The sequence below is a fragment of the Pseudomonas sp. B21-010 genome (genome assembly GCF_024749325.1).
Classification (GTDB): domain Bacteria; phylum Pseudomonadota; class Gammaproteobacteria; order Pseudomonadales; family Pseudomonadaceae; genus Aquipseudomonas; species Aquipseudomonas kilonensis.
Genome location: NZ_CP087198.1, coordinates 1,819,878 through 1,845,573, shown reverse-complemented (window position 1 = coordinate 1,845,573; position 25,696 = coordinate 1,819,878). Strand labels below are relative to the sequence as shown.

The following is a 25,696-nucleotide window of genomic DNA, read 5'->3' as shown; positions in this document are numbered from 1 at the left end:
CAGCGAAGTGACATCAACCACGAGCCAGAACCTTGCTCAACGCCTCAAGGAAACGGTTGTTTTCCGCTGGCAGGCCGATGGTGATGCGCAGGTGGTTCGGCATGCCGTAGTTGGCCACCGGACGCACGATCACGCCTTCGCGCAGCAGCCCCTGGTACACCGGCGCGGCGACACACCCCAGGTCGACGCAGATGAAGTTGCCTTTGGATGGAATCCAGCTCAAGCCCAGCTCACGAAACCCCGCTTCCAACTGCTGCATGCCGGCCGCGTTCAGGCGACGGCTTTCAGCCAGGTAGGCCTCATCCTGCAATGCGGCGCAGGCGGCTGCCAGGGCGAAGCTGTTGACGTTGAATGGCTGGCGCACGCGGTTCAGCACATCGGCCACCACGGCGGTGGACAGGCCGTAGCCAACCCGCAGCGAGGCCAGGCCGTAGGCTTTCGAGAACGTGCGCGAAACCAGCAGGTTCGGGTAGGCCGCGAGGAAATCCAGGCCATCGGGCAAATCGCTGCCTTCGGCGTATTCGATGTAGGCCTCGTCCAACACCACGAGCACGTGCGCGGGCACGTCTTGCAGGAAGTCGTCCAGGGCCTGGGCGTCGAACCAGGTACCAGTCGGGTTGTTCGGGTTGGCGATGAAAACCACGCGGGTGTTGGCGTCGATGGCAGCCAGCATGGCCGGCAGATCGTGCCCCCAGTTCTTGGCCGGAACCACGTGGGCATCGGCGCCGACGGCCTGGGTCGCGATCGGATAGACCGCAAACGCGTGCTCGCTGAACACGGCGTTGAGACCCGGTGCCAGGTACGCGCGCGCCACCAACTCAAGAATGTCGTTGGAGCCATTGCCCAGCGTCACTTGGTTGAGCTCGACGCCACAGCGCTCGGCCAGCAGGCTTTTCAGTGCAAACCCATTGCCATCGGGGTAACGGGTCAGCTCGGCCAGCTCGTCGCGGATCGCCGCCAGCGCCTTGGGGCTCGCACCCAACGGGTTTTCGTTGCTCGCCAACTTGACGATGCTGGCCGGATCCAGGTCCAGCTCGCGGGCCAGTTCGTCCACGGGCTTGCCCGGAACGTAAGGCGAGAGTTGTTGCACGCCTGGCTGAGCCAGAGCGAGGAAGTTGCCACTCATTTGCTATCCGCCCTTAAAGAACTGCCTTGGGGTAGGAACCCAGCACCTTGAGTGCCACTGCTTCCTGACTGATTTTTTCCAGCACACCTTTTACCAGCGGATCGCGGTGGTGGCCGACAAAATCGATGAAGAACACGTAGGTCCATTTACCGCTGCGCGACGGACGGGTCTCGATCCGCGTCAGGTCGATACCGTTGTCGTGGAACGGTACCAGCAGCTCATGGAGCGCACCGGGCTTGTTGCTCATGGAGACGATGATCGACGTCTTGTCGTCGCCGGTCGGCGGCACTTCCTGGCTACCGATCATCAGGAACCGCGTGGAGTTGTCCGGACGATCCTCGATTTTCTCGGCCAGGCGAGTCAGCCCGTAGAGGCCGGCCGCCATATCGCCAGCAATCGCCGCCGAGTTCCACTCACCCTTGACCCGCTTGGCCGCTTCGGCGTTGCTCGATACCGCCACGCGCTCGACATTCGGGTAATGGGCGTCCAGCCACTTGCGGCACTGGGCCAACGACTGGGCGTGGGAATAGATCCGGCTGATGCTGTCGGTCTTGGTGTTTTCGCCGACCAGCAGGTGATGGTGGATACGCAGCTCGACTTCGCCGCAGATCACCATGTCATGCTCGAGGAAGCTGTCCAGCGTGTGGTTGACCGCGCCTTCGGTGGAGTTTTCCACCGGCACCACGCCAAAATTCACCGCGCCGGCGGCGACTTCACGGAAGACTTCGTCGATGGCCGCCATCGGCTTGCTGATCACGGCGTGACCGAAGTGCTTCATGGCCGCTGCCTGGGTGAAGGTCCCTTCCGGGCCCAGGTAGGCGATTTTCAGCGGCTGCTCGAGCGCCAGGCACGACGACATGATTTCGCGGAACAAGCGCGCCATCTCTTCGTTGCCCAGCGGCCCCTTGTTGCGCTCCATGACACGCTTGAGCACCTGAGCTTCACGCTCAGGACGATAGAACACCGGCACTTCGCCTTCGGCCAGGGAGGCCATCTTCACCCGGGCGACTTCCTGGGCACAGCGCGCACGCTCGCTGATCAGCTCCAGGACCTTTTCGTCCAGGGCATCGATGCGCAGGCGCAGCGCCTTGAGTTCTTGCTCAGACATCAGCCATGTTCCTTCTCGAACTCTGCCATGTAGGCGATCAACGCATTGACGGCGTTGATGTCGACGGCGTTGTAGATGGAGGCACGCATGCCACCGACCGAACGGTGGCCCTTGAGGTTCAGCAGGCCACGTTCGTCGGCACCGGCCAGGAACGGCTTGTCCAGACGGTCGTCGGCCAGGCGGAACGGCACGTTCATCCACGAACGGTCGGTCTTGTTGATCGGGTTGCTGTAGAGGCCGCTGGCGTCGATGAAGTCATACAGCGTGCGCTGCTTCACTTCGTTGAGCTTGCCAATGGCTTCGACACCGCCCTGCTCTTTCAGCCATTCGAACACCAGGCCGGAGAGGTACCAGGCCAGGGTCGGCGGGGTGTTGTACATCGAGCCGTTGTCGGCCGCGACCTTGTAGTTGAGCATGGTCGGGCACAGGGAACGGGCACGCCCCAGCAGGTCTTCACGAATGATGCTGACCAGGATGCCGCTTGGGCCGATGTTTTTCTGGGCACCGGCGTAGATCATGCCGAAACGGGAGATATCCACAGGGCGCGAGAGAATGTCCGAAGACATGTCGGCCACCAATGGCACGTCGCCGGTTTCCGGGATCCAGTTGAATTCCAGGCCACCGATGGTTTCGTTCGGCGCGTAGTGAACGTAGGCCGCGTCCTTGGACAGGTTCCATTCGTTCTGGCCGGGAATCGCGAAATAATCGTAGGGCTTGGCGGTGGCAGCCACGTTGACGTGACCGTAGCGCGAAGCTTCTTCGATGGCTTTCTGCGACCAGATACCGGTATCGATGTAGTCGGCCTTGCCACTTTCCGGCAGCAGGTTCAACGGGATCTGGGCGAACTGCTGGCTGGCGCCGCCCTGCAGGAACAGCACCTTGTAATTGGACGGGATGTTCAGCAGATCACGCAGGTCCTGCTCGGCCTTGGTGGCAATGGATACGAACTCATCGCTGCGATGACTCATTTCCATGACCGACAGGCCCTTGCCGTGCCAGTCGAGAAGTTCACCCTGGGCGCGCTTCAGGACCGCCTCAGGAAGCGCCGCCGGGCCGGCACAGAAGTTATAGGCTCTCTTGCTCACATCCAATCTCGCTCTGATCTGGTGGTCACATAAATCTTTGGGTCTGCACCGCACTAACTGTGGGAGCGAGCTTGCTCGCGATAGCGGCGCAACAGTCAACATTGATGTTGAATGCCACTCCGTCATCGCGAGCAAGCTCGCTCCCACAGGGGGCCGTTCACTCAAGGCTTGAAACCTCAGGGAAGCAGCATCACCCCATAGGGGAATGTGCAGTGTCGCAAATTTTCAAACGAGACAAACAACAAGGGGGCGAATCTTCATCCGCCCCCCGCGTGTCCGCTTAGTCCTGCGGTTCTTCTTCGTCTGCGGCAGCGTCGAGCGGCTGGTCGCCGGTCACGTCGTCGACATCGGCACCCAGGGTGCCGTCGAATGCCGTGCCTTCGCCTTCCTCGCTTTCCAGCTCCTCGCCTTCGACTTCCGATGGCTCCTGCACTCGCTCAAGCCCTACCAGCGTTTCGTCGCTGGCCAGCTTGATCAGCGTCACGCCCTGGGTGTTACGGCCCAGGCTCGAGACTTCGGCGACTCGCGTACGCACCAGGGTGCCCTGGTCGGAGATCAACATGATCTCCTCGCCATCGAGCACCTGGACAGCACCAACCAGACGACCGTTACGGTCGTTGCTGACCATGGCGATCACGCCCTGGCCGCCACGCTTGTACTCAGGGAACTCGCTGATGGCCGTGCGCTTGCCATAACCACGCGCCGAAGCGGTGAGGATCTGGCTGCCTTCTTCGGGGATCAGCATGGAAATCAGCTTCTGGCCTTCCGGCAGGCGCATGCCGCGCACACCGCGGGCGGTACGGCCCATGGCACGTACGTCGGATTCCTTGAAGCGAGTGACCTTGCCACCGTCGGAGAACAGCATGACCTCACGTTCGCCGTCGGTGATGGCGGCGGAAATCAGCACGTCGCCTTCGTCCAGTTCCAGGGCAATCAGGCCGACGCTGCGCTGGCGACTGAAGGATTCCAGCGGGGTCTTCTTCACGGTGCCGTTGGCGGTAGCCATGAAGATGTAGTGACCTTCGGTGTATTCCTCCACCGGCAGCATGGTGGTGATGTATTCACCATCGTCCAGCGGCAACAGGTTGACCAGCGGACGACCACGTGCGGCACGGGACGCTTCCGGAATTTCGTAGGTCTTGAGCCAGTACACCTTGCCTTTGCTGGAGAACAGCAGCAGCGTGGTGTGGCTGTTGGCGACCAGCAGGTGAGCGATGTAGTCCTCGTCCTTGACGCCGGTCGCCGACTTGCCTTTGCCGCCGCGACGCTGGGCCTGGTAGGCGGCCAGCGGCTGGGTCTTGGCGTAGCCGCCGTGGGAAATGGTCACCACGCGCTCTTCTTCCGGGATCATGTCACCCAGGGTCAGGTCCAGGCGCGCATCGAGGATCTCGGTGCGGCGCACGTCGCCGTACTCGGCGCGAATCACTTCCAGTTCTTCGCGGATCACTTCCATCAGGCGCGTGGCGCTGTTGAGGATGCGGATCAGCTCGCCGATCTGGTTGAGGATTTCCTGGTACTCGGCCAGCAGCTTCTCGTGCTCCAGGCCGGTCAGGCGGTGCAGGCGCAGCTCCAGGATGGCTTGCGCCTGTTCCGGGGACAGGAAGTACTTGCCTTCGCGCAGGCCGTATTGCGGGTCGAGGTTCTCCGGACGGCACGAGTCGGCGCCAGCGCGCTCGACCATCGCCACCACCGCAGAGGACTCCCAAGGGGTGCTGATCAGCGCTTCCTTGGCTTCCGACGGCGTTGGCGAGGCCTTGATCAAGGCGATCACCGGGTCGATGTTCGACAGGGCAACGGCCTGGCCTTCAAGGATGTGACCACGCTCGCGAGCCTTGCGCAGTTCGAACACGGTGCGGCGGGTGACCACTTCGCGACGGTGACGTACGAAAGCTTCCAGCAGGTCCTTGAGGTTCAGGATCCGCGGACGGCCGTCGATCAGCGCAACGATGTTGATGCCGAACACGCTTTGCAGCTGGGTCTGGGCGTAGAGGTTGTTGAGGATCACCTCAGGCACTTCGCCACGACGCAACTCGATCACGACGCGCATGCCATCCTTGTCGGACTCGTCACGCAGCTCGGTGATGCCTTCGAGCTTCTTCTCTTTCACCAGCTCGGCGATCTTCTCGATCAGGCGAGCCTTGTTCAGCTGGTACGGCAGCTCGGTGATGACGATCTGCTGGCGGCCGCCAACCTTGTCGATGTCCTCGACGGTGGAACGGGCGCGCATGTAAATGCGGCCACGGCCGGTGCGGTAGGCTTCGATGATGCCGGCGCGACCGTTGATGATCGCGGCGGTCGGGAAGTCCGGACCCGGGATGTATTGCATCAGCTCATCGACGGTCAGCTCGGGATTGTCGATGAGGGCCAGGCAACCGTCGATGACTTCACCGAGGTTGTGCGGCGGGATGTTGGTCGCCATGCCCACGGCGATACCGCTGGAGCCGTTGACGAGCAGGTTCGGAATACGGGTCGGCATGACCGCCGGGATCATTTCGGTGCCGTCGTAGTTCGGCACCCAGTCCACGGTTTCCTTGTGCAGGTCGGCCAGCAGTTCGTGGGCCAGCTTGGTCATGCGCACTTCGGTGTATCGCATGGCCGCGGCGTTGTCGCCGTCCACGGAACCGAAGTTGCCCTGGCCGTCTACCAGCAGGTAGCGCAAGGAGAATGGCTGCGCCATACGAACGATGGTGTCGTACACGGCAGTGTCGCCGTGGGGGTGATACTTACCGATCACGTCGCCGACGACACGGGCAGATTTCTTGTACGGCTTGTTGAAGTCGTTGCCCAGCTCGCTCATCGCGAACAGCACACGCCGGTGCACGGGCTTCAAGCCATCGCGCGCATCCGGCAGCGCCCGCCCGACGATTACGCTCATTGCGTAGTCGAGGTAGGACTGTTTCAGCTCGTCTTCGATATTGACCGGGAGGATTTCTTTGGCCAGTTCGCCCATGAGAAGCCTGATTCCTTTTTCTGGTGAAACCTCGTCACATCCAGATGGGACGAACGAAGCTCGCCGCTGCAGAACAAGTGCCGTGCAGCGACTTACGACAAATCAACGAGTTATGCCATGGATCTGCGCAGTAAAGGCCACCTCGCGAGGCAGCCTTGGAAACCGCCGGATGTTATCACAAGAGCCGCCACGCACCTATCCCCCAGATGCGCATGGTGCGTAGTTAGTTGACCGGTGACAGGCTGATATGGGACCAGAGGGGCTTAGAAGCGCTGCGGATGGAGAATCAGGGCGAAAATGCAAGGGATTTGTTGCCTTTAAGGGCCTCATCGCGAGCAGGCTCGCTCCCACAAGGATCTTTTGTGCCTGAAATTTCAGACACACCTCCTATCCACTGTGGGAGCGAGCCTGCTCGCGATGGCGATGGACCAGACAGCAAAAATCTTCAGTGCAACCGCTTGCGGCACATCAACTGCGCCAGCTTGGCGGTGTCCGGGCGCTCGATGATGCCCTTCTCCGTGACGATGACATCGATCAAATCCGCCGGAGTGACATCAAACGTTGGGTTGAAGGCGTCCACCTCCGCACCGAGCCTCTTGCCACCGATTTCCAGCAGCTCACGCCCATCGCGCTCCTCGACCGGAATGTCTTCACCGCTGGCCAGGCTCATGTCGATGGTCGAACTCGGCGCCACCACCATGAAACGCACGCCATGGTGCATGGCACAGACCGCCAGTTGATAGGTACCGATCTTGTTCGCCACGTCACCATTGGCGGTGATGCAGTCGGCACCGACGACCACCCAGGTCACACCTTTCGTCTTCATGATGTGGGCAGCGGCGGAATCGGCGTTGAGGGTCACCGGGATGCTCTCACGGGCCAGCTCCCACGCCGTCAGGCGCGAGCCTTGCAGCGATGGACGAGTTTCGTCGACATAGACGCGCTCCACCATGCCTTCGGTATACGCGCCACGGATGACTCCCAAGGCCGTGCCGAAGCCGCCGGTCGCCAGGGCGCCGGTGCTGCCATGGGTGAGGATGGCCTGGGCGTTGCCCTGGTGCTTGCGGATCAGGTCGACACCGAGCTGGGCCATGGTCAGGTTGGCTTCGCGGTCACTTTCGTGGATCGCGATGGCTTCGGCCTCAAGTACCGCCAGCGGCTCAGCGTGCTCTTTCAAGCGCCCTAACCGGTCGCGCATCCGATCCAGCGCCCAGAAGAGGCTCGCCGCTGTCGGCCGGGCCTCGGCCAGCAAGGCAAAATCAGCCTCCAGGGCCGCTTGCCAATCACCGCCCTCGGCCTTCCTGGCCCGCGCCGCCAGCACGACACCATAAGCCGCGCTGATACCGATGGCCGGCGCGCCGCGCACCACCAGCGAGCCAATGGCCTCGGCCACATCGGCGGCACAGGTGCAGGCGACCCAGTTTTCCTCGAACGGCAAGACACGCAGGTCCAACAGGTACAGGACGCCATCACGCCAATCGATGGCCTTCACCTTCTCCGCAGCCAATAGTCGATCGCGCATCCTTCACCCCGTACTCAAGAACAAAAGCCGCCGATTATAGCGATCCCTCCGCGAAGACGCTCGGGTATACTTCGCCATCCTTTATACCCCATGGAACCGTTCCACGATGCCCAAGCCTGCCGTTGCGCTCGACTTATTATTGCTGCCGACCTGGTTGGTGCCTGTCGAACCCGCCGGTGTAGTGCTCAAGGATCATGGCCTGGGCATCCGGGACGGCTGCATCGTGTTCATCGGCCCACGGGCAGAAGCACTCAAGTGTGACGCCGCCCAGGTCCGTGAGCTGCCCGGCATGCTGCTCAGCCCCGGCCTGATCAACGCCCACGGCCACGCGGCCATGACCCTGTTCCGCGGCCTGGCCGACGACCTGCCCTTGATGACCTGGCTGGAACAGCACATCTGGCCGGCGGAAGCCAAATGGGTCGATGAGGATTTCGTACGCGACGGCACCGACCTGGCCATCGCCGAGCAGATCAAGGGCGGCATCACCTGCTTCTCCGACATGTATTTCTACCCCAAGATCGCCAGCGAGTGTGTCCACGACAGCGGTATTCGTGCGCAAATCGCGATTCCAATCCTCGATTTCCCTATCCCCGGTGCCGCCAGCGCCGACGAAGCCATTCGTCAGGGCATCGAGTTGTTTGGCGACCTCAAGCACCACCCAAGAATCAAAGTCGCATTCGGCCCGCACGCGCCCTACACCGTGGGCGACGAAAACCTGGAGAAAATCCGCGTGATCGCCGAGGAACTGGACGCGGCCATTCATATGCATGTTCACGAAACCGCCTTCGAAGTGCAGCAGGCTGTGGATAACACCGCGGAGCGACCGCTGGCACGCCTGGGACGACTTGGGCTGCTGGGGCCACGCTTTCAGGCCGTGCACATGACTCAAATCAGCGACGAAGACCAGGCCTTGCTGGTAGAAAGCAATTGCAGCGTGATCCACTGCCCGGAATCGAACCTGAAGCTGGCCAGCGGTTTCTGCCCAGTGGAGCGCCTGTGGCAGGCCGGCGTCAATGTCGCCCTCGGCACCGACGGTGCGGCGAGCAACAACGACCTGGACTTGCTGGGCGAAACCCGCACCGCCGCCCTGCTGGCCAAGGCCGTCGCCGGTTCCGCCACGGCCCTGGATGCTCATCGGGCACTGCGCATGGCCACGCTCAATGGTGCCCGGGCGCTGGGCATCGAAGCGACAGTCGGCTCGCTGGAAGTCGGCAAGGCCGCCGACCTGGTGGCCTTCGATCTGTCGGGCCTGGCCCAGCAGCCGATCTATGACCCGGTGTCGCAGTTGATCTATGCCACCGGTCGCGATTGCGTAAAACACCTGTGGGTGGGCGGCAAGCCGCTATTGGAAGATGGCCGACTGACCCGCATGGACGAATCAAGACTGATCGCCACGGCCCAGGCCTGGGGTCGCCGCATCAGCGGCCACAACGAATAACCACGCCCCTTGAGCCACGGCTCGGGGCACCTGATTTTTCAAGCTTTTCGAGGATCTGCACATGAGCAACGTCGACCACGCCGAAATCGCCAAATTCGAAGCCCTGGCCCATCGCTGGTGGGACCGTGAAAGTGAATTCAAGCCGCTGCACGACATCAACCCGCTGCGGGTCAACTGGATTGACGAACGGGTCAACCTGGCTGGCAAGAAGGTACTCGACGTCGGTTGCGGCGGCGGCATCCTCAGCGAAGCCATGGCCCAGCGCGGGGCGACGGTGATGGGCATCGACATGGGCGAAGCGCCACTGGCGGTTGCACAACTGCATCAACTGGAGTCGGGCGTCAGCGTGGAATACCGGCAGATCACCGCCGAGGGCCTGGCCGAAGAAATGCCCGGCCAATTCGACGTGGTCACCTGCCTGGAAATGCTCGAGCACGTGCCGGACCCGTCCTCGGTCATCCGCGCGTGCTTTCGCATGGTCAAGCCGGGCGGCCAGGTGTTTTTCTCCACCATCAACCGCAATCCGAAGGCCTACCTGTTCGCCATCGTCGGCGCCGAATACATCATGAAGCTGCTGCCTCGCGGCACTCACGACTTCAAGAAATTCATCCGCCCTTCCGAACTGGGCGCCTGGAGCCGTGCGGCCGGGCTGACCGTCAAGGACATCATTGGCCTGACCTACAACCCGCTGACCAAGCACTACAAGCTGGCCGCCGACGTTGACGTCAACTACATGATCCAGACCCTGCGCGAGGAGTAAGTCGATGCGTCTCAAAGCGGTTCTCTTCGACATGGACGGCACGCTGCTCGACACCGCGCCGGACTTCATCGCCATCTGCCAGGCCATGCGCGCCGACCGTGGCTTGCCACCGATGAACACCCAGCACATTCGCGACGAGATTTCCGGCGGTGCCCGGGCGATGGTCGCGGTGACCTTTTCCATGGACCCGGAATCACCGGGGTTCGAGGAACTGCGCCAGGAGTTCCTCGACCGCTACCTCAAGGATTGCGCGGTCCACAGCCACTTGTTCGACGGCATGGCCGAGGTGCTGGCCGATATCGAAGCGGCCAACCTGATCTGGGGCGTGGTCACCAACAAGCCGGTGCGTTTCGCCGAACCGATCATGCAGCAACTGGGCCTGGCCGAACGCTCGAAAGTGCTGATCTGCCCTGACCACGTGAAAAACAGCAAGCCAGACCCGGAACCGCTGACCCTGGCGTGCAAGATGCTCGACCTGGACCCGGCCAGCGTGCTGTTCGTGGGCGATGACCTGCGGGACATCGAGTCCGGTCGCAGCGCTGGCACCAAGACCTGCGCGGTGACCTACGGCTACATCCACCCGGACGACAACCCCAGGCACTGGGGCGCGGATGTGGTGATCGATCACCCATCGGCGCTGCGCGAGGTGCTGGATAACGCGTTGTGCGGTTGCTGAGCTGATTCTGCCGATGTCGCTTTGGTGATGTCGCTTTTGTGGCGAGGGAGCTTGCTCCCGTCCGGCGGCGAAGCCGTCGCCTGGGGACCGCTTCGCGGTCCAGCGGGAGCAAGCTCCCTCGCCACAAGAGCCCACCTAGCTCACTAAGCTCACTAAGCTCACTAAGCTCACTGGCCATGATTGCTCTGCACCCACAGTACCGTGCCGCTTTATTTGTTGAGGTTCTTTTATGTTTGATTATTCCGCCCGACCCGACCTGCTCAATGGCCGGGTGATTCTGGTCACCGGCGCCGGTCGCGGTATCGGTGCCGCTGCGGCGAAAGCCTACGCCGCCCATGGCGCCACCGTGCTGCTACTGGGCAAGACCGAAGCCAACCTGACCCAGGTCTACGATGAAATCGAAGCGGCCGGTCATCCGCAGCCAGCGGTGATCCCGTTCAACCTCGAAACCGCGCTGCCTCATCAGTACGATGAACTGGCGGCGATGATCGAAACCGAGTTCGGTCATCTGGACGGCCTGCTGCACAACGCCTCGATCATCGGCCCGCGTACGCCGCTGGAACAGTTGTCCGGTGAGAACTTCATGCGGGTGATGCACGTCAACGTCAACGCGATGTTCATGCTCACCAGCACCTTGCTGCCCCTGCTCAAGCTGTCCCAGGATGCGTCCGTGGTGTTCACCTCCAGCAGCGTCGGACGCAAGGGCCGGGCGTACTGGGGCGCCTATGGCGTGTCCAAGTTCGCCACCGAGGGGCTGATGCAGACCCTGGCCGACGAAGTCGACACCGTCGCCGCCGTGCGCGCCAACAGCATCAACCCCGGCGCCACCCGCACCAGCATGCGCGCCCAGGCCTACCCGGGGGAAAACCCGCTCAACAATCCGACGCCCGAGGAGATCATGCCGGTCTACCTGTACCTGATGGGCCCGGACAGCTCCGGCGTCAACGGCCAGGCGCTCAACGCGCAATAATGGCCTCGGCCTGCATCGCGACGACTTACCGTCGCGATGCAGGCTCTATTCGATGCCAAACCAGGCGAACCGCCAAACCCACGTCGCTGAAAATGTCGCAACCTGCCTATAATTCATTGATTTTTAAAGTATTTTTATTGAAGTGAACCGAATGGCACGACTTTCGCTCTAAATATCCTCAAACACGCCATGTTCGGCGGGTAACGGACATCGAGACGAGATTTATGCCTGACAGGGAAAGCGGACTAAACTTAGCTCAATGGTCCTACGGGACTGAAGGACCAGTACGACGCGCAGCCCAAAGCCGCCACACCCAACCTGCCAGGACAGATTTAGCTTAGGGGCTAACGCCATATGAAAACGCCCACCCAGATCAACGCGATCGACTTCGACAGCGCCAAATTGCAACGTCTGGGTCTTGGCCAGCCATCGCCGCTCGCGGCACGCTCCGTCAGTCTTTCGCAAATGCGCCAGCAACTGAGCCAGCAGCTGCAGACCAGCCTGGAGCCACAGCGCATCCTCGGCCTGTTTTTCCGGGAAATCCAGCGGCTGGTGCCCCTGGATGCGTTGGCCTATCAGCACAAGGCCAGTGACTTGCGCCTGGAGTTCGGGCAACGCGGGCATCACACCCTCAGCTATAACCTCAGCCATGAAGGCGAACACCTGGGTGAATTGGTATTCCGTCGCAACCAGCGCTTCACCGAAGCGGAACAGAGCGACCTTGAATCCATTATGTCGACGCTGCTGTATCCACTGCGCAACGCATTGCTCTATCGCGCCGCCACCCAGAGCGCCCTGCGCGATCCGCTGACCGGTACCGGCAACCGCATTGCCATGGACCAGACGCTGATGCGTGAAATCGACATGGCCAAGCGTCATTCGCAGCCCTTGTCGGTGCTGATGCTCGACATCGACCATTTCAAGCGCATCAACGATAGCCATGGTCACGGCGTTGGTGACGAAGTGCTCAAGGCTGTGGCCGAGTCGATCAAGGGCCAACTGCGTAACGTGGACATGGTGTTCCGGTTCGGCGGTGAGGAGTTTCTGATCCTGCTGGCCAACACCAGCCGGGATGCTGCAGCCATGGTCGGCGAACGACTGCGCTACGCCGCCCAGGCCCAGGATTATTTCGCCGCGAGCACAAGGATCGAGCTGACGGTCAGCCTGGGTTGCGCCACCCTGCTACCGGGGGAATCATCGGAAAGCCTGCTGCGCAGGGCTGACAGCGCACTGTACGTGGCCAAGCGCGAAGGACGTAATCGACTGGCAATGGCAGGCTGAAACGACAATTAGGAACACCACATCCTTGTGGGAGCGAGCTTGCTCGCGATGACGGCAGCACATCCAACATCTGCGCAGCTGACCCACCGCTATCGCGAGCAAGCTCGCTCCCACAAAGTCTTGCGGCGATCACAAACCAGCACCCACCCAAAACAGCTGTGGGAGCGAGCCTGCTCGCGATAGCGGCCTGGCAGTCGACCTCCCCGTCGACTGTCAGCCCCCTTCGCGAGCAGGCTCGCTCCCACAAGTTGTGGCGATCTGTAGCGGTAGAAATCAGCTTTCCGCCAGTGCCAGGCGCTCACGGGTGGATGAGGACTTGCTCACCGTCTCCGACTGCTCCAGTTGCATGCAACGCTCCAGGAACAGGTACATGTAGTCATAGCTCTTGCACACGGCCTGGCGCAGCTCCGTTTGCAGGGCTTTGCTTGGGTTCATTCCCGCCAGCGTACAGATGATTTCCAGCGCTTCCCAAGGATGGGCATCGTCGTACTGGGCATGCATCTTCAGCCATTTCATCGCCCGCTTGCGGTCTTCCTCGGCGAAAGCGGCCGCGTAGACACCGCTGGAACACACCAGCGCCGACCACTCTCCCGTGGCCCCCTCAATCGCATAGTTGGTCGCGGCGATGGCCACGATCAGCGAATCCGAGGAACTGGTGTGCCAGCACCAGTGGCTCAAGGCATGCAGCTCAGGCGGCACATGCTGGGCTTGCAGGTCTTCCAGGGTCACGCCATGGGCGGCGCTCCAGTTGACCCAGTAGTCGGCATGGTTGAGTTCGACACGAATGTTGCGCATCAGCCAGCGACGCGCCATGTCCTCGCCGGGGTGGCGGGCAAAGCGGGTCTTGGTGAGGTTCTGTGCCATGTATAAAGCGAACTGTTCGACGACCGGCCAACCACCAATGAGGTAGTGGCGCATGGTCCTGGCGCTGAGCTTGTTGTCGCGCATGCGCTGGTACAGTTCGTGTTCGACAACCCGGCGCTTGCTCTCGCTGCAATCGGTAATGAGCTGCTGTGCCCATTTCGGATAGCTCGTGGCGTCCATGAGCGGGCCTGTTCGGTTGAATGTGTCGATCACTGTCGGGCTCCTTTTGATTGTGATTTTCCGGATCAACAAGAGGTTCAGCGGAACGTGCCGGGGGCCTTGAATAACAACGGCTGGGGCCGGGCCGGCCGACATTGCAACGTGTCGCAGGTAAACAATTGCGGGCGTTCGATCACATACCCCTGAGCGTAATCCACCCCTATTTCCAGCAATGCCTGCTCGATCTGGGCGGTTTCAACAAACTCGGCAATCGTGCGCTTACCCATGACGTGGCCGATGTGATTGATCACTTCGACCATTGCACGGTTAATCGGGTCGTCCAGCATATCCTTTACGAAACTCCCGTCGATCTTCAGGAAGTCTACAGGTAAATGTTTCAGGTAAGCGAATGAAGACATTCCGGCGCAAAAGTCATCCAGCGAGAAGTAACATCCCAAGCTCTTGAGTTCATTGATAAAGCGGATCGCACTGCCCAGATTCGAAATAGCGCTGGTCTCTGTAATTTCAAAACAAATCATTTCCGGCGGAATCGAGTAGGCCGCGAACTGTTTACGCAGGAAGTCGAGGAACGCCTGATCTCCTATAGTTGTGCCTGACAGATTGATCGCACACATCGCCATGGGCCCTTGTCGCGATTCATTCAGGCACTGGCGGATGATCTTGAAGACATTCTCCACCACCCAACGGTCCAGGGACGTCATCAAGCCGTAGCGTTCCGCCGCGGGAATGAAGCTGTCCGGCAGGATCATCCGCCCGGCTTCGTCATGCAGGCGCAACAGGATCTCAATGTGCCCGCCGCCATGCTCGCCCGGGCCCAACGCGGCGATTTCCTGGGCGTAGAGGCAGAAGCGATTTTCCTCCAGGGCCATGTGCAAGCGCTGGACCCAGGCCATTTCGCCAAAACGCAGGGACAGCTCCGAGTCGTCGGCATGGTAGACCTGGACCCGGTTGCGGCCCTTTTCCTTGGCCATGTAGCAGGCCATGTCGGCAGCCCGCAGGGACGCCTCGAGGGTCGTCGGTGTCTGGGCGATATGCACCAGGCCGATGCTCACGGTGGTCACGAACGGCCGGCCCTTCCAGACAAAGTGCAGGTTCTGCACGGTCTGGCGCAGCCCTTCGGCAATTTTTTCCGCCGATTCCGGCGAACAGTTCTCCAGCAAGATCCCGAACTCATCCCCGCCCAGCCGGGCCAGGGTGTCGCTTTCCCGCAACCCTGATTGCAGCAAGGCGCAGATATGCCGCAACAATTCGTCACCCGCTGCATGGCCGCAGGTGTCGTTGACCAGCTTGAACTGATCCAGGTCGAGAAACATCAAGGCATGGCGCCCGACCTGGCGAGTGAGGTTGTGCAAGGCCTGCTCGAGGCGATACTCGAATTCCCGGCGGTTCGCCAGGCCAGTCAGGGCGTCATGGGTGGCCTGCCACGACAGGTTGGCGATGTATTGGCGTTCCTGGGTCATGTCATGCAACACCAGCACGGCGCCGCTGACCTTGCCCGCATGACGGATTGGCGCGCCCACCAGGGTGACCGATACGGTGCTGCCATCCAGGCGCTGGATCAGTTTGGAATGTTCGCTGGCACCGCTGAGCCGGCCGCTGAGGATGTGCTCGATCAGGGTCAGCCCCTCGGTCTGGGCATTGTCATCGAGCAAATTGAACAACGCCCCCAGGGGCAAGCCCGTGGCGTGTTCGGTTTTCCAATGGGTCATCGCTTCGGCAGCGGGGTTCATGTAGGCGATGGCACCCTCGACGTCGGTGGTGATGACCCCGTCGCCAATGGATTGCAGGGTGATCTGCGCCCGCTCTTTCTCCATCTGCAGCGCATTGGCAAACACCTGCCGCTGGGCGAGCAATTTATGGGTCCGCAACAACGCCAGGACGATCAACCCCAGGGCCGTGGCGAAATTGGTCACCAACAAGAGCCGCAGGATGAAACGCGAGCCCTCGCCCAGTGCGTCGCTGAATGCCTTGGCAGCCGGGGTAACGGAATCGTTGATCGCAAATATCCGGGCCTTCCAGCCGCGGATATCCGCCTCCGACGCCTGGCCTGCGGTAATGCTGCTGTGCATCTGCCGGGCGACGCTATCCAGCTCGATCAGGTAGCCGTCGCCCACCGTCCAGAGATCGATGGCTTCTTCCAGGTAACTGAAGTGGCGAAAATTGAGGTACAACCAGATCACGCTGGACACGTCATCAGGATGGTTGCCACCTTGGAGAATTCCGGCCCGTGCAGCTTCCAGATCCGGCGGTTCGCGGTCCAGCGCCACCCGTAGGTCATGACCGCCCTCGGGGACGGCAATGGCTTGTTGGTATTTGCGGAAAATCGCCTCGTCGCGGCTGTCAGCGTAGAGGTTGAGGTAATAGATGGCGTCTTTCTGCCCCTTGGACCAGAGACTCTCTCCCGCCACATAGCCGCGAACGGCGGACAGCACGTAAAGGCTGACGCCGCCAAGCAATGCCTGAAATAGCACGACGGCAATAAAGGGCCAGACGATGCCCAGCAGCCGTGGTGTTCCGAGAGTCTGCTTTTGCTTCATGAGGTCCCTTGCACAGGTATCGCCGGACAAACACCCGCCAGAATTCCGCTCCAGACTCAATAGCCTAGGCTAGTTTTCAACCCTTCGAATGAATGGATGAACAGATCGACAGACTTTGCGTGGAATTCAGAAAAATCGGCGTGTTTGCCTGCTTTTTTTCCGATACTAAGCGCAGAAAAGCGCTAGAAACTCAAGGCTGCTGAATCTGTTGCAAATGACCATAGAGTCGGGCGTACAGGCCACCTTCGGCAATCAGCTGCAAATGATCGCCGTCCTCGGCGATTTGCCCACCGTCGAACACCAATACCCGATCGGCCTGCTTCACCGCCGAGAGCCGGTGGGCGATGATCAGCGTGGTGCGTGCGCTCAAAAAACGCGCCAATGCCTGGTGAAGGTTGTACTCGGTCGCAGCGTCCAGTGCCGAGGTGGCTTCGTCGAGAATCACCACCCGTGGGTCGGCCAATACCATGCGAGCGATGGCCAGCCGTTGACGCTGTCCGCCCGACAGCCGCACTCCGGAACGCCCAACGACGCTCTCCAGGCCCTGGGGCAGCGCCCGTACGGTGGCATCGAGCTGGGCGATTTCCAGAGCGCGCCAGCAGTCGTCGTCACTGCACTCACGCCCCATGGCGAGGTTGGCCCGCACCGTGTCGTTGAACAGCGCCGGATGTTGCAACACCACTGCAACATTCTCCCGGATGGTCTCCAGGCCGATCTCCTGTTGCGTGGCGCCACCAAAACGAATGCTGCCCGATTGTGGCGTGTACAGTCCCAGTAACAGCTGTACCAGGGTGCTCTTGCCGCCGCCGCTGGCCCCGACGATGGCGACTTTCTCGCCCGGCGAGATGGACAGGTTCAACTGGTTGAGCACCAGCTCCTCACCGTAGCCGAAACTCAGCCCCTGGATCTCGATGCCCACCGTGTCACGACCCTTGAATGGGTCGACGACGCCCGTGTACTGGGGCTCGTCGGCCCGGGCCAGCAGTTCATTGATCCGGTTCAAGGCACCACCGGCGGCGTAATAGGCGTACTGCAAGTTCAACAGCTGCTCGACCGGACCGATCATGAACCAGAGATAGCTGAACACCGCCAGCATCTGGCCGATGGACAGGTCGGAAAACACCACGGTGAGCATGGCCGCTGCGCGAAAAATATCGATGCCGAACTGGAACAGCAGACCACTGGCGCGGTTCGAGGCATCGGTTTTCCACTGCGAACTCACGGCGTAATCGCGGACCTCCTTGGCGCGCATCCCCAAGCGGCCAAGGAAATACCCCTGGCGGTTACCGGCGCGCACTTCCTGGATGGCATCCAGGGTTTCGGTCAAGGCTTGGGTGAAGCGCGAGGTGCTGTCGTTCTCCAGCCTCTTGAGGTGCTTGACCCGCTTGCCCAGCTGCACCGTGGCGTAGATCACCAGCGGATTGAACAGCAGGATCAGCAACGCCAGCTCCCAGTGCATCCACACCAGGATCCCGGCGGTGCCCACCAGGGTCAGCATCGCCACCAGGAAACGACTGAGGGTTTCGCCGATGAATTTGTCCAGGGTGTCCAGGTCGGTGACCAGATGGGCCGCCACGGTGCCGCTGCCCAGGCTTTCGTATTCGCCCAGGGAAATTCGCTTGAGACGTTCGATCAAGCGGATGCGAATGCGATAGACGATGTCCTTGGCCAAGCGGGCGAACAAGCGCGCCTGCACCACGTTGAACAGCAATGCGCCACAGCGCAGGGCCAGGGTCGCCAGCAACATCAGCCCGATGTAGCCGGCCGCGCGCTGCCAGCCCATGGGCAACGCCTGGTTCATGACTTTCAGGGCCGCATCGCCATGCCCCAGCAGGACTTCATCCACCAGCAACGGCAGTAGCAACGGGATCGGTACGCTGCACAGCGTCGCCAGCACGGCCACGCCGTTGGCGATCCACAGGGCTTTTTTATGCTTGAGGGCCAGGCGACGGATTTCCGCCCAACTCAACCGGTCGATGCGCTGCGAGGCCGATGTATCTGGCGGCCGATCAGGCACAGGTCGCGCGCTCCAGCCAGCGGCCAAGCAAAGGCGACAGTTGGCTCAGGGGCTGGTAACCGTTGGTCAGCAAGGCCAACTGGCCATCACGCTCGGCCAACAGTGTCGGGAACCCGGCAATGCCCAGGTCCTGTACCCAGGTGAAATCCGCAGCGGTGGCCGCATGTTGATCGGCGCGATCGAAGGCCGCGGCGAATTCGATGCGGGGCAGCCCGGCCTGTTCGGCCAGCTCCACCAGCACGCTGGCGTGGGTCACATCGCGACCTTGCACATAAAAAGCCTGCTGGATCAGCTTCACCAACTTCCAGGCCAGGTCCGGGGCCAGGCTGCGGGCCGTGACCAGTGCCCGGCAGGCAGGCTCGGTGTCGTAGACGAAACCGTCCGGCAACGCGCCTTCAAGCTTGAAGGGCTGGCCGGTGGCCTGGATGACCGCCTGCCAGTGTTCAAGAATGTAGCGCCGGGTAGTCGGCTCCAGCGCCGAACCGCTGCCGGTGCGCAAACCACCCACCACCAGGTGCAACTCCACCCCCGCGGCCTGCGCCTGCTCTACCAACGCCTCGGCCACCGGCGCAAAGCCCCAGCACCAGGAACACATCGGGTCCATCACATAGAGCAGGCGTGACGCCATGGTTCAAGCCTCGGAAGATGTTTGCTTGTAGTTGTAGCCGATCGGGTGCGGCATGTTGCGAGCCTTGGCCAACTCGATCTGCTTCTGCCGGTCGATGGCGCTGCGACGGGTCTTCTCGCTCAGTTTATCCCAGCAGTGCGGGCAACTGATGCCAGGCACATAGTGCTCCGAGGCGCGGTCTTCTACGCTTACCGGAGTACGACAAGCGTGACATTGATCGTAGTCCCCTTCGCTGAGGTCGTGGCGGACGGTTACGCGGTTGTCGAACACGAAGCAGTCGCCGCGCCACTTGGTTTCTTCCCGAGGGACCTCTTCGAGGTATTTCAGGATGCCGCCCTTGAGGTGATAGACCTCGTCGAACCCCTGGCCGAGCATGTAGCTGGAGGCTTTTTCACAACGAATGCCGCCGGTGCAGAACATCGCGACTTTCTTGTGCCTGGCCGGGTCGAAGTTGGCCTTGATGTATTCAGGGAATTCACGAAAGCTGGTGGTCTTGGGGTCGATGGCGCCCTCGAAGGTGCCAATGGACACTTCGTAATCGTTACGGGTGTCGATCAACAACACTTCCGGATCGCTGATCAGCGCGTTCCAGTCCTGTGGTTCGACATAGGTGCCGACCTGCTTGTTAGGGTCCACGCCTTCGACGCCGAGGGTGACGATTTCTTTTTTGAGCTTGACCTTGGTGCGGTAGAACGGCTGTTCATCGCAGTACGACTCTTTATGGTCGATGTCGATCATGCGCGGATCGTTCTTGAGCCAGGCCAGCAGGCCGTCGATGCCTTCGCGAGTGCCGGAGACCGTGCCGTTGATGCCTTCGTCGGCGATCAGCAACGTGCCTTTGATGCCGTTGTCGAGCATGGCCTTGAGCAAGGGCTCACGCAGCTCGACGTAATCTTCAAGGGTGACGAACTTATACAGTGCCGCCACGACAATAGGTTGTGCCATGGGTGTTTCTCCAGGTGGCTACCCTCGTAAAGGGTGAACCGGATGCGAAAAAAAACGCGCCCGGGAAGGCGCGTTGCGGATTCTAACAAAAACAATGTGGCTTTAGGAGCTGCACGCTCCGTGGGGTCGGATCAATTGTGGCGAGGGAGCTTGCTCCCGTTCGACGGCGAAGCCGTCGCTCAGGGGGCCGCTTCGCAGCCCAGCGGGAGCAAGCTCCCTCGCCACAAAAGCCTCCTCGCCATTAAGAACAGGTTACCAGCTCAGTGCTTGCTGCCACCGGCACACGTCGGCGAAGCCGGGGCTGCGTCGATCTGGGCCCATTCTTCGGGGGTGTAGGTGTGCAGCGCCAACGCATGGAATTCGCCCATCAGCTCGCCCAGCGTGCCGTAGACCTTCTGGTGGCGCTTGACGCGATTGAGCCCTTCGAACTGCTGGCTGACCACCACGGCCTTGAAGTGGGTCTGCAGGCCACGGCTGTGCATGTGGCTTTCATCCAGCACTTGCAAGTGCTCGGGCTGCAAGAGCCCGAGTGTCGATTCGATGCGTTGTTGCATGCTCATACCAGGCTCCGCTTACGGCTTTTTCTTGGCAGGGGCAGGGGCGGCGGCTTTTGGCTCGAGCTCGGCCGTCATGTCCGCCAGCAGCTTGTTGACCACCGGTACCGCGCTTTCAAGCTTGGCCTGGGTCAGTTGGGCCGATTGCTGGGTCAGCTGCGGCATTTTTTCCAGGACTTTCTTGCCCAGTGGCGATTGATAGAAAGCAACCAGGTCCTTGAGCTCCGATTCGCTGAAGTTGCTGGTGTAGAGCTTGACCATGTCCGGCTTGAGCTTGTTCCAGCCGATAGCTTGGTCCAACGCGGCATTGGCCTTGGCCTGGTAGGTTTCCAGGGTGGCTTTTTTCGACTCAGGGGCCTTGGTCTGTTCAAAGCGCTGGGCAAACATCTGCTGCACTTGCATATATACCGGAGTGCCCAGTTTGTCGGCGTGCGCCAGGGTCAGGAACGCTTCGGCGCTGGCGTTGTGGCTGGCGGTATCGGCGAAAACAGGGCCGCTGGCACACACCAGAGCAACTGCGGTACAGATGGCACGAAGACGGGTCATCGAGTTTCCTTTCATTACAGGCGAGGTAAAACCCCAAGGGCGACCATTCTGCGCCTAAAAAACGCTGGGCCTCAACCCCGATGCTTGCCGGGTCCGATTGACGGGCCGAACCCACCGCCCCTAGATTGAGGGATGATTGAGGGAACCGGTGCCGCCCATCTGGGCCTAAACTGCGCATTCAGCCCTTAAGGAGTTTGACCCGATGAGCCGTATCGAAACCGACAGCCTTGGCCAGGTTGAAGTCCCGGACGACGCCTACTGGGGCGCCCAGACGCAGCGTTCCATGATCAACTTCGCCATTGGCAACGAACGCATGCCGCTGTCGGTATTGCACGCCTTGGCACTGATCAAGAAAGCCGCCGCACGGGTCAATGATCGCAATGGCGACCTCCCCGCCGACATCGCCCGCCTGATCGAACAGGCCGCCGACGAAGTGCTCGACGGCCAGCATGACGACCAGTTTCCACTGGTGGTCTGGCAGACCGGCAGCGGAACCCAGAGCAACATGAACGTCAACGAGGTGATTGCCGGGCGCGCCAACGAACTGGCCGGCAACCCCCGCGGCGGCAAGAGCCCCGTGCACCCCAACGACCACGTCAACCGCTCGCAGAGTTCCAACGACTGCTTCCCCACCGCGATGCACATTGCTGCCGCCCAGGCCGTCCACCAGCAATTGCTCCCGGCCATCAGCGAGCTGTCCGGAGGCCTGGCGGAACTGGCGGCGCGCTACATGAAGCTGGTCAAGACTGGCCGTACCCACATGATGGATGCCACGCCAATCACCTTTGGCCAGGAACTGTCGGCGTTCATTGCCCAACTCGATTACGCCGAACGAGCGATCCGCGCCGCGCTACCGGCGGTCTGCGAACTCGCCCAGGGCGGCACGGCGGTCGGCACCGGGCTCAATTCACCCCATGGTTTCGGCGAAGCGATTGCCGCTGAACTGGCGGCGCTGTCGGGCCTGCCGTTCGTCACCGCGCCGAACAAGTTTGCCGCGCTGGCCGGCCATGAACCCCTGACGTCCCTGTCCGGCGCACTGAAAACCCTCGCCGTGACCTTGATGAAGATTGCCAACGACCTGCGCCTGCTGGGCTCCGGACCCCGGGCCGGGTTCGCCGAGGTGAAACTGCCGGCCAACGAACCGGGCAGTTCCATCATGCCCGGCAAGGTCAACCCGACCCAGTGCGAAGCCTTGTCGATGCTGGCCTGCCAGGTCATGGGCAACGACGTGACCGTCGGCTTTGCCGCCAGCCAGGGGCATTTGCAGTTGAACGTGTTCAAACCGGTGATCATCCACAACCTGTTGCAATCGATTCGCCTGCTGGCCGATGGCTGCAGCAACTTCCAGCAGCACTGCATCGCCGGGCTCGAACCGGATGCCGAGCAGATGGCCGCGCACCTGGAGCGTGGGTTGATGCTGGTGACTGCACTGAACCCGCACATCGGCTACGACAAGTCTGCGGAAATCGCCAAGAAAGCCTATGGCGAAGGCTTGACCCTGCGTGAGGCGGCGCTGCAACTGGGGTACCTGACCGATGAAGAGTTCGATGCCTGGGTGCGGCCGGAGAATATGCTGGAGGCGGGTAGCCAGGGCTGAGTGTTGCGTTGAGCGATAGGCCGCTATCGCGAGCAAGCTCGCTCCCACAAGGGGGCCTATTGCGTCCACTGAAGATCACTGTGGGAGCGAGCTTGCTCGCGATGAGGCCGGCAGGCTCGACATCACTGTTGCCTGACAGACCGCCATCGCGAGCAAGCTCGCTCCCACAGCGGGCTAACGCCCGACAGCCAAACGCTCGCGCCTGGCCCTGAGCCCGGCGATCAGCGACGGGCCCAGGGCAACCAGCGCCGACCCCAGCACCACCAGCACCGCCCCGCCATACCCCAGCAGATTGATCTGCTCGGCATGGACATAATCAGGCCACCACCAAGCCGCCATCGCCACTGCGGCGAACGTCACCAGCGGCGTGATCGCCAGGGTCGCACTAACCCGCGACGCCTCCCAATGGGCCAAGGCTTCGGCAAACGCGCCATAGGCAATCAGGGTGTTGAGGCAACATGCGAGCAACAGCCAGCCTTGCAACGGGCTCAATTGCAGCGCCTCCAACGGATGCACCCAGGGCGTGAGCAGCAACGCACAGAACAGGTAGATCACCATCATCACCTGCAACGAATTCCACACCGTCAACAGTTGCTTCTGGCCCAGGGCATAAAACGTCCAGACCGTCGACGCCAGCAACACCATCAGCACTCCGGCGGTGTAGTCGCTCAGGGACGTCAGCAACTCGCCCAGGCGCTGGTTGAAAAACAGCGTAAAACCGATCAGCAACACCAGCAGGCCGATGCCCTGCCCCACGCTGAAACGCTCCTTGAACACGAACAGGCTGGCGACCAGCAACATGATCGGCCCCATCTGCACCACCAGTTGTGCGGTGCCGGGGCTCAAGCGGTTCAGGCCCATCAGGTACAACACGTAGTTGCCCACCAGCCCGAGCACCGCCATCGCCACCAGCCAGCCGCCGCGTGGGCCAAGGACCTTGTGACTGGGCAGGCGCCGGGTGGCGGCCAAATAGATGAACAGCAAACCGCCGGACACCAGCAAGCGAAACCAGGTCACGGTGACCGGGTCCATCACTTGCAGCACTTGCTTGAGCTTGATCGGCAGGATTCCCCAGAGCAGGGCAGTCAGCAGGGCGAGGAACAGACCGTAGACCCAGCGACCGGACGATATGTGCATGCAACCCTCGAAGCCCAAGACAAAGGACGTCCATTCTAGGCGTCTATTGCGTCACGACACAGGGACAGTTGGGCAAAGGCCGCCCATGGGATTGTAGGGGTCGTAGCCGTCGATCGGCTGGACAGGCGGGAATCAGGGACAACACATATGCTCATTTGAAACAGACCTCGCTGCGCTCTGGAGACCCGACATGCTTGGAAAACGCGCCTTGGATCCCGCCCCTACGACTATTTTTCGCAGTGACCGGATCTGCCGGGTTAACGGCGAGTTTTATTTCAATACACGTGAGGGCACCCAGGAGGGTCCGTTCGCCACCCGCGAGGCGGCAGAAATGGAGATAGCAGCGTATATCCAGCGGATGCAGCAGTTGACTCAGGTTGCCAGCTAAGTCAAACCCATGGCTGGCTCCGCGCTCTTGTGGCGAGGGAGCTTGCTCCCGCTGGGTCGCGAAGCGGCCCCTGCCCCATCAATAAACCGCATCGGCCGCTTGGCGCCTGCTTCGCAGCCGAGCGGGAGCAAGCTCCCTCGCCACCAAAGCTCCATGGCCACAAAAGCCTCTGGCGCCATAAGCCCGTGGCTATCTCACCGCCTCAAACAACCCCGTAGCCCCCATCCCGCCACCCACGCACATGGTCACGATGCCGTAGCACAGGTTGCGTCGTTGCAGCTCGCGCACCAGATGCCCCACTTGCCGCGAGCCGGTCATGCCGAATGGATGGCCGATGGAGATCGAGCCGCCGTTGACGTTGTATTTCTCGGGATCGATTTCCAGTCGGTTGCGGCTGTACAGGCACTGGGAAGCAAAGGCCTCGTTGAGTTCCCACAGATCGATATCGGCGATCTGCAAGCCCTTGGCCTTGAGCAGCTTGGGCACTGAAAACACCGGGCCGATGCCCATCTCGTCCGGCTCGCAACCGGCCACGGTGAAACCACGGAAAAACGCCTTGGGCTTGAGCCCCAGCGCCAGGGCCTTTTCCAGGCTCATCACCAAGGTCATCGAAGCCCCGTCGGACAACTGCGACGAGTTGCCCGCCGTCACCGAACCGTCTTCGGCGAACACCGGCTTCAGGCCTGCCAGGCTTTCGTAGGTGGTGTCCGGGCGATTGCAATCGTCGCGATCGACCACACCGTCGAGGATCTGCACTGCGCCAGTGTTCTTGTCCTCGACCCGGTACTTGACCGCCATCGAGATGATTTCGTCATCGAACAACCCGGCCGCCTGGGCCTTGGCGGTGCGCTGCTGGCTCTGCAAGGCGTAGCGGTCCTGTTCCTCGCGGCTGACCTGGTAACGACGGGCAACGATCTCGGCCGTCTGGCCCATGGGGAAATAGATCCCGGGCACCTGCTCCTTGAGCAGCGGGTTGATCAGGTGGTCGGTGTTGACGCTTTTCATCGTCAGGCTGATGGATTCCACGCCGCCCGCCACGATGATGTCGCTGCAACCGGAAGCGATCTGGTTGGCGGCGATGGCAATGGCTTGCAGGCCCGAGGAACAGAAGCGGTTGAGGGTCATGCCGGCGGTGCCGGTGCCCAATCGCGAGAGCACCGCCACGTTGCGCCCGATGTTGTAGCCCTGGGCGCCTTCATTGGACCCGGCCCCGACGATGCAGTCCTCGACACTGGCCGGGTTGATGTCGTTGCGCGCCAGCAAGGCATCGACACAATGGGCCGCCATGTCGTCTGGACGGGTCATGTTGAACTTGCCGCGAAAGGACTTGGCCAGGCCGGTCCGTACGCTGTCGACGATCACCACTTCACGCATGGCTGTACCTCAT

Annotated in this window: 21 protein-coding genes; 7 read left to right on the top strand and 14 right to left on the bottom strand. The window is 61.5% G+C overall.

The window, feature by feature from the left end; translation table 11 throughout:
* Nucleotides 1-13: 13 nt before the first annotated feature.
* The 5 genes from hisC to mtnA all read right to left on the bottom strand — a co-directional run bounded on the left by hisC (nt 14) and on the right by mtnA (nt 7,791).
* The gene (gene hisC / locus LOY50_RS08170; protein ID WP_253472508.1) at nt 14-1,126 is read right to left on the bottom strand and encodes a histidinol-phosphate transaminase; all 1,113 of its coding nucleotides are present in this window, start codon (nt 1,124-1,126) and stop codon (nt 14-16) included.
* A 13-nt stretch (nt 1,127-1,139) separates the two neighbouring features.
* Nucleotides 1,140-2,234, bottom strand: coding sequence for a prephenate dehydratase (gene pheA, locus LOY50_RS08165; RefSeq protein WP_014337224.1), 1,095 nt, complete (start codon nt 2,232-2,234; stop codon nt 1,140-1,142).
* Nucleotides 2,234-3,319 carry a 3-phosphoserine/phosphohydroxythreonine transaminase gene (serC, locus tag LOY50_RS08160; RefSeq protein ID WP_003199231.1) on the bottom strand — a complete coding sequence of 362 codons (1,086 nt, stop codon included), beginning with the start codon at nt 3,317-3,319 and terminating at the stop codon, nt 2,234-2,236. The genes pheA and serC overlap by 1 nt, the downstream gene beginning before the upstream one ends.
* Nucleotides 3,320-3,599: 280 nt before the next feature.
* Nucleotides 3,600-6,269: a DNA gyrase subunit A gene (gyrA, locus tag LOY50_RS08155; protein ID WP_253472505.1), complete on the bottom strand. Its 2,670-nt coding sequence runs from the start codon at nt 6,267-6,269 to the stop codon at nt 3,600-3,602.
* 445 nt (nt 6,270-6,714) lie between these two features.
* Nucleotides 6,715-7,791: an S-methyl-5-thioribose-1-phosphate isomerase gene (gene mtnA, locus LOY50_RS08150; protein WP_253472502.1), complete on the bottom strand. Its 1,077-nt coding sequence runs from the start codon at nt 7,789-7,791 to the stop codon at nt 6,715-6,717.
* A 106-nt stretch (nt 7,792-7,897) separates the two neighbouring features.
* Here mtnA and LOY50_RS08145 point away from each other — a divergent pair, with 106 nt between their 5' ends.
* The 5 genes from LOY50_RS08145 (at nt 7,898) to LOY50_RS08125 (ending at nt 12,916) form a co-directional block, all read left to right on the top strand.
* Nucleotides 7,898-9,229: a TRZ/ATZ family hydrolase gene (locus LOY50_RS08145; protein ID WP_214510776.1), complete on the top strand. Its 1,332-nt coding sequence runs from the start codon at nt 7,898-7,900 to the stop codon at nt 9,227-9,229.
* 61 nt (nt 9,230-9,290) lie between these two features.
* A complete protein-coding gene (gene ubiG, locus LOY50_RS08140; protein WP_014337219.1) occupies nt 9,291-9,989 on the top strand; it encodes a bifunctional 2-polyprenyl-6-hydroxyphenol methylase/3-demethylubiquinol 3-O-methyltransferase UbiG in 699 nt (232 codons plus the stop codon).
* Between the two features lie 4 nt (nt 9,990-9,993).
* Nucleotides 9,994-10,665 carry an N-acetylmuramic acid 6-phosphate phosphatase MupP gene (gene mupP / locus LOY50_RS08135; protein ID WP_214510775.1) on the top strand — a complete coding sequence of 224 codons (672 nt, stop codon included), beginning with the start codon at nt 9,994-9,996 and terminating at the stop codon, nt 10,663-10,665.
* Nucleotides 10,666-10,894: 229 nt separating this feature from the next.
* Nucleotides 10,895-11,635 carry a YciK family oxidoreductase gene (locus LOY50_RS08130; protein ID WP_258690599.1) on the top strand — a complete coding sequence of 247 codons (741 nt, stop codon included), beginning with the start codon at nt 10,895-10,897 and terminating at the stop codon, nt 11,633-11,635.
* Between the two features lie 354 nt (nt 11,636-11,989).
* Nucleotides 11,990-12,916, top strand: coding sequence for a GGDEF domain-containing protein (locus LOY50_RS08125; RefSeq protein WP_214510773.1), 927 nt, complete (start codon nt 11,990-11,992; stop codon nt 12,914-12,916).
* A 273-nt stretch (nt 12,917-13,189) separates the two neighbouring features.
* Here LOY50_RS08125 and LOY50_RS08120 read toward each other — a convergent pair whose 3' ends face one another.
* The 7 genes from LOY50_RS08120 to LOY50_RS08090 all read right to left on the bottom strand — a co-directional run bounded on the left by LOY50_RS08120 (nt 13,190) and on the right by LOY50_RS08090 (nt 21,187).
* Nucleotides 13,190-13,960, bottom strand: a complete 771-nt coding sequence (locus LOY50_RS08120) for a TenA family transcriptional regulator (protein WP_250886181.1) — start codon at nt 13,958-13,960, stop codon at nt 13,190-13,192.
* A gap of 77 nt (nt 13,961-14,037) precedes the next feature.
* Complete coding sequence (locus LOY50_RS08115) at nt 14,038-16,497, bottom strand: EAL domain-containing protein (RefSeq protein WP_258690598.1); 2,460 nt, start codon at nt 16,495-16,497, stop codon at nt 14,038-14,040.
* A 190-nt stretch (nt 16,498-16,687) separates the two neighbouring features.
* The gene (locus LOY50_RS08110; protein ID WP_214510771.1) at nt 16,688-18,514 is read right to left on the bottom strand and encodes an ABC transporter ATP-binding protein; all 1,827 of its coding nucleotides are present in this window, start codon (nt 18,512-18,514) and stop codon (nt 16,688-16,690) included.
* Nucleotides 18,507-19,109: a DsbA family protein gene (locus LOY50_RS08105; protein ID WP_258691213.1), complete on the bottom strand. Its 603-nt coding sequence runs from the start codon at nt 19,107-19,109 to the stop codon at nt 18,507-18,509. The genes LOY50_RS08110 and LOY50_RS08105 overlap by 8 nt, the downstream gene beginning before the upstream one ends.
* A gap of 36 nt (nt 19,110-19,145) precedes the next feature.
* Entirely contained in the window at nt 19,146-20,087 is a 942-nt protein-coding gene (locus LOY50_RS08100) for a rhodanese-related sulfurtransferase (RefSeq protein WP_214510770.1), read from the bottom strand.
* Nucleotides 20,088-20,347: 260 nt separating this feature from the next.
* On the bottom strand, nt 20,348-20,647 hold the full coding sequence (locus LOY50_RS08095; RefSeq protein ID WP_014337210.1) for a BolA family transcriptional regulator: 300 nt from the start codon (nt 20,645-20,647) through the stop codon (nt 20,348-20,350).
* A 12-nt stretch (nt 20,648-20,659) separates the two neighbouring features.
* Nucleotides 20,660-21,187: a DUF2059 domain-containing protein gene (locus LOY50_RS08090; RefSeq protein WP_214510769.1), complete on the bottom strand. Its 528-nt coding sequence runs from the start codon at nt 21,185-21,187 to the stop codon at nt 20,660-20,662.
* 202 nt (nt 21,188-21,389) lie between these two features.
* Here LOY50_RS08090 and LOY50_RS08085 point away from each other — a divergent pair, with 202 nt between their 5' ends.
* Nucleotides 21,390-22,784 (top strand): class II fumarate hydratase, encoded by a 1,395-nt coding sequence (locus tag LOY50_RS08085; protein WP_253472495.1) that lies wholly within the window; start codon nt 21,390-21,392, stop codon nt 22,782-22,784.
* Nucleotides 22,785-22,958: 174 nt separating this feature from the next.
* Here the strand turns inward: LOY50_RS08085 and LOY50_RS08080 are convergent, their stop codons facing one another.
* Nucleotides 22,959-23,921 (bottom strand): DMT family transporter, encoded by a 963-nt coding sequence (locus LOY50_RS08080; protein ID WP_258690597.1) that lies wholly within the window; start codon nt 23,919-23,921, stop codon nt 22,959-22,961.
* A gap of 190 nt (nt 23,922-24,111) precedes the next feature.
* Between LOY50_RS08080 and LOY50_RS08075 the strand changes: the two genes are divergently transcribed.
* Nucleotides 24,112-24,309, top strand: a complete 198-nt coding sequence (locus tag LOY50_RS08075; protein WP_253472489.1) for a DUF6316 family protein — start codon at nt 24,112-24,114, stop codon at nt 24,307-24,309.
* 189 nt (nt 24,310-24,498) lie between these two features.
* On the opposite strand, the gene LOY50_RS08070 is transcribed toward LOY50_RS08075, so the two are convergent.
* Complete coding sequence (locus tag LOY50_RS08070) at nt 24,499-25,683, bottom strand: thiolase family protein (protein ID WP_258690596.1); 1,185 nt, start codon at nt 25,681-25,683, stop codon at nt 24,499-24,501.
* Between the last annotated feature and the right edge of the window lie 13 nt (nt 25,684-25,696).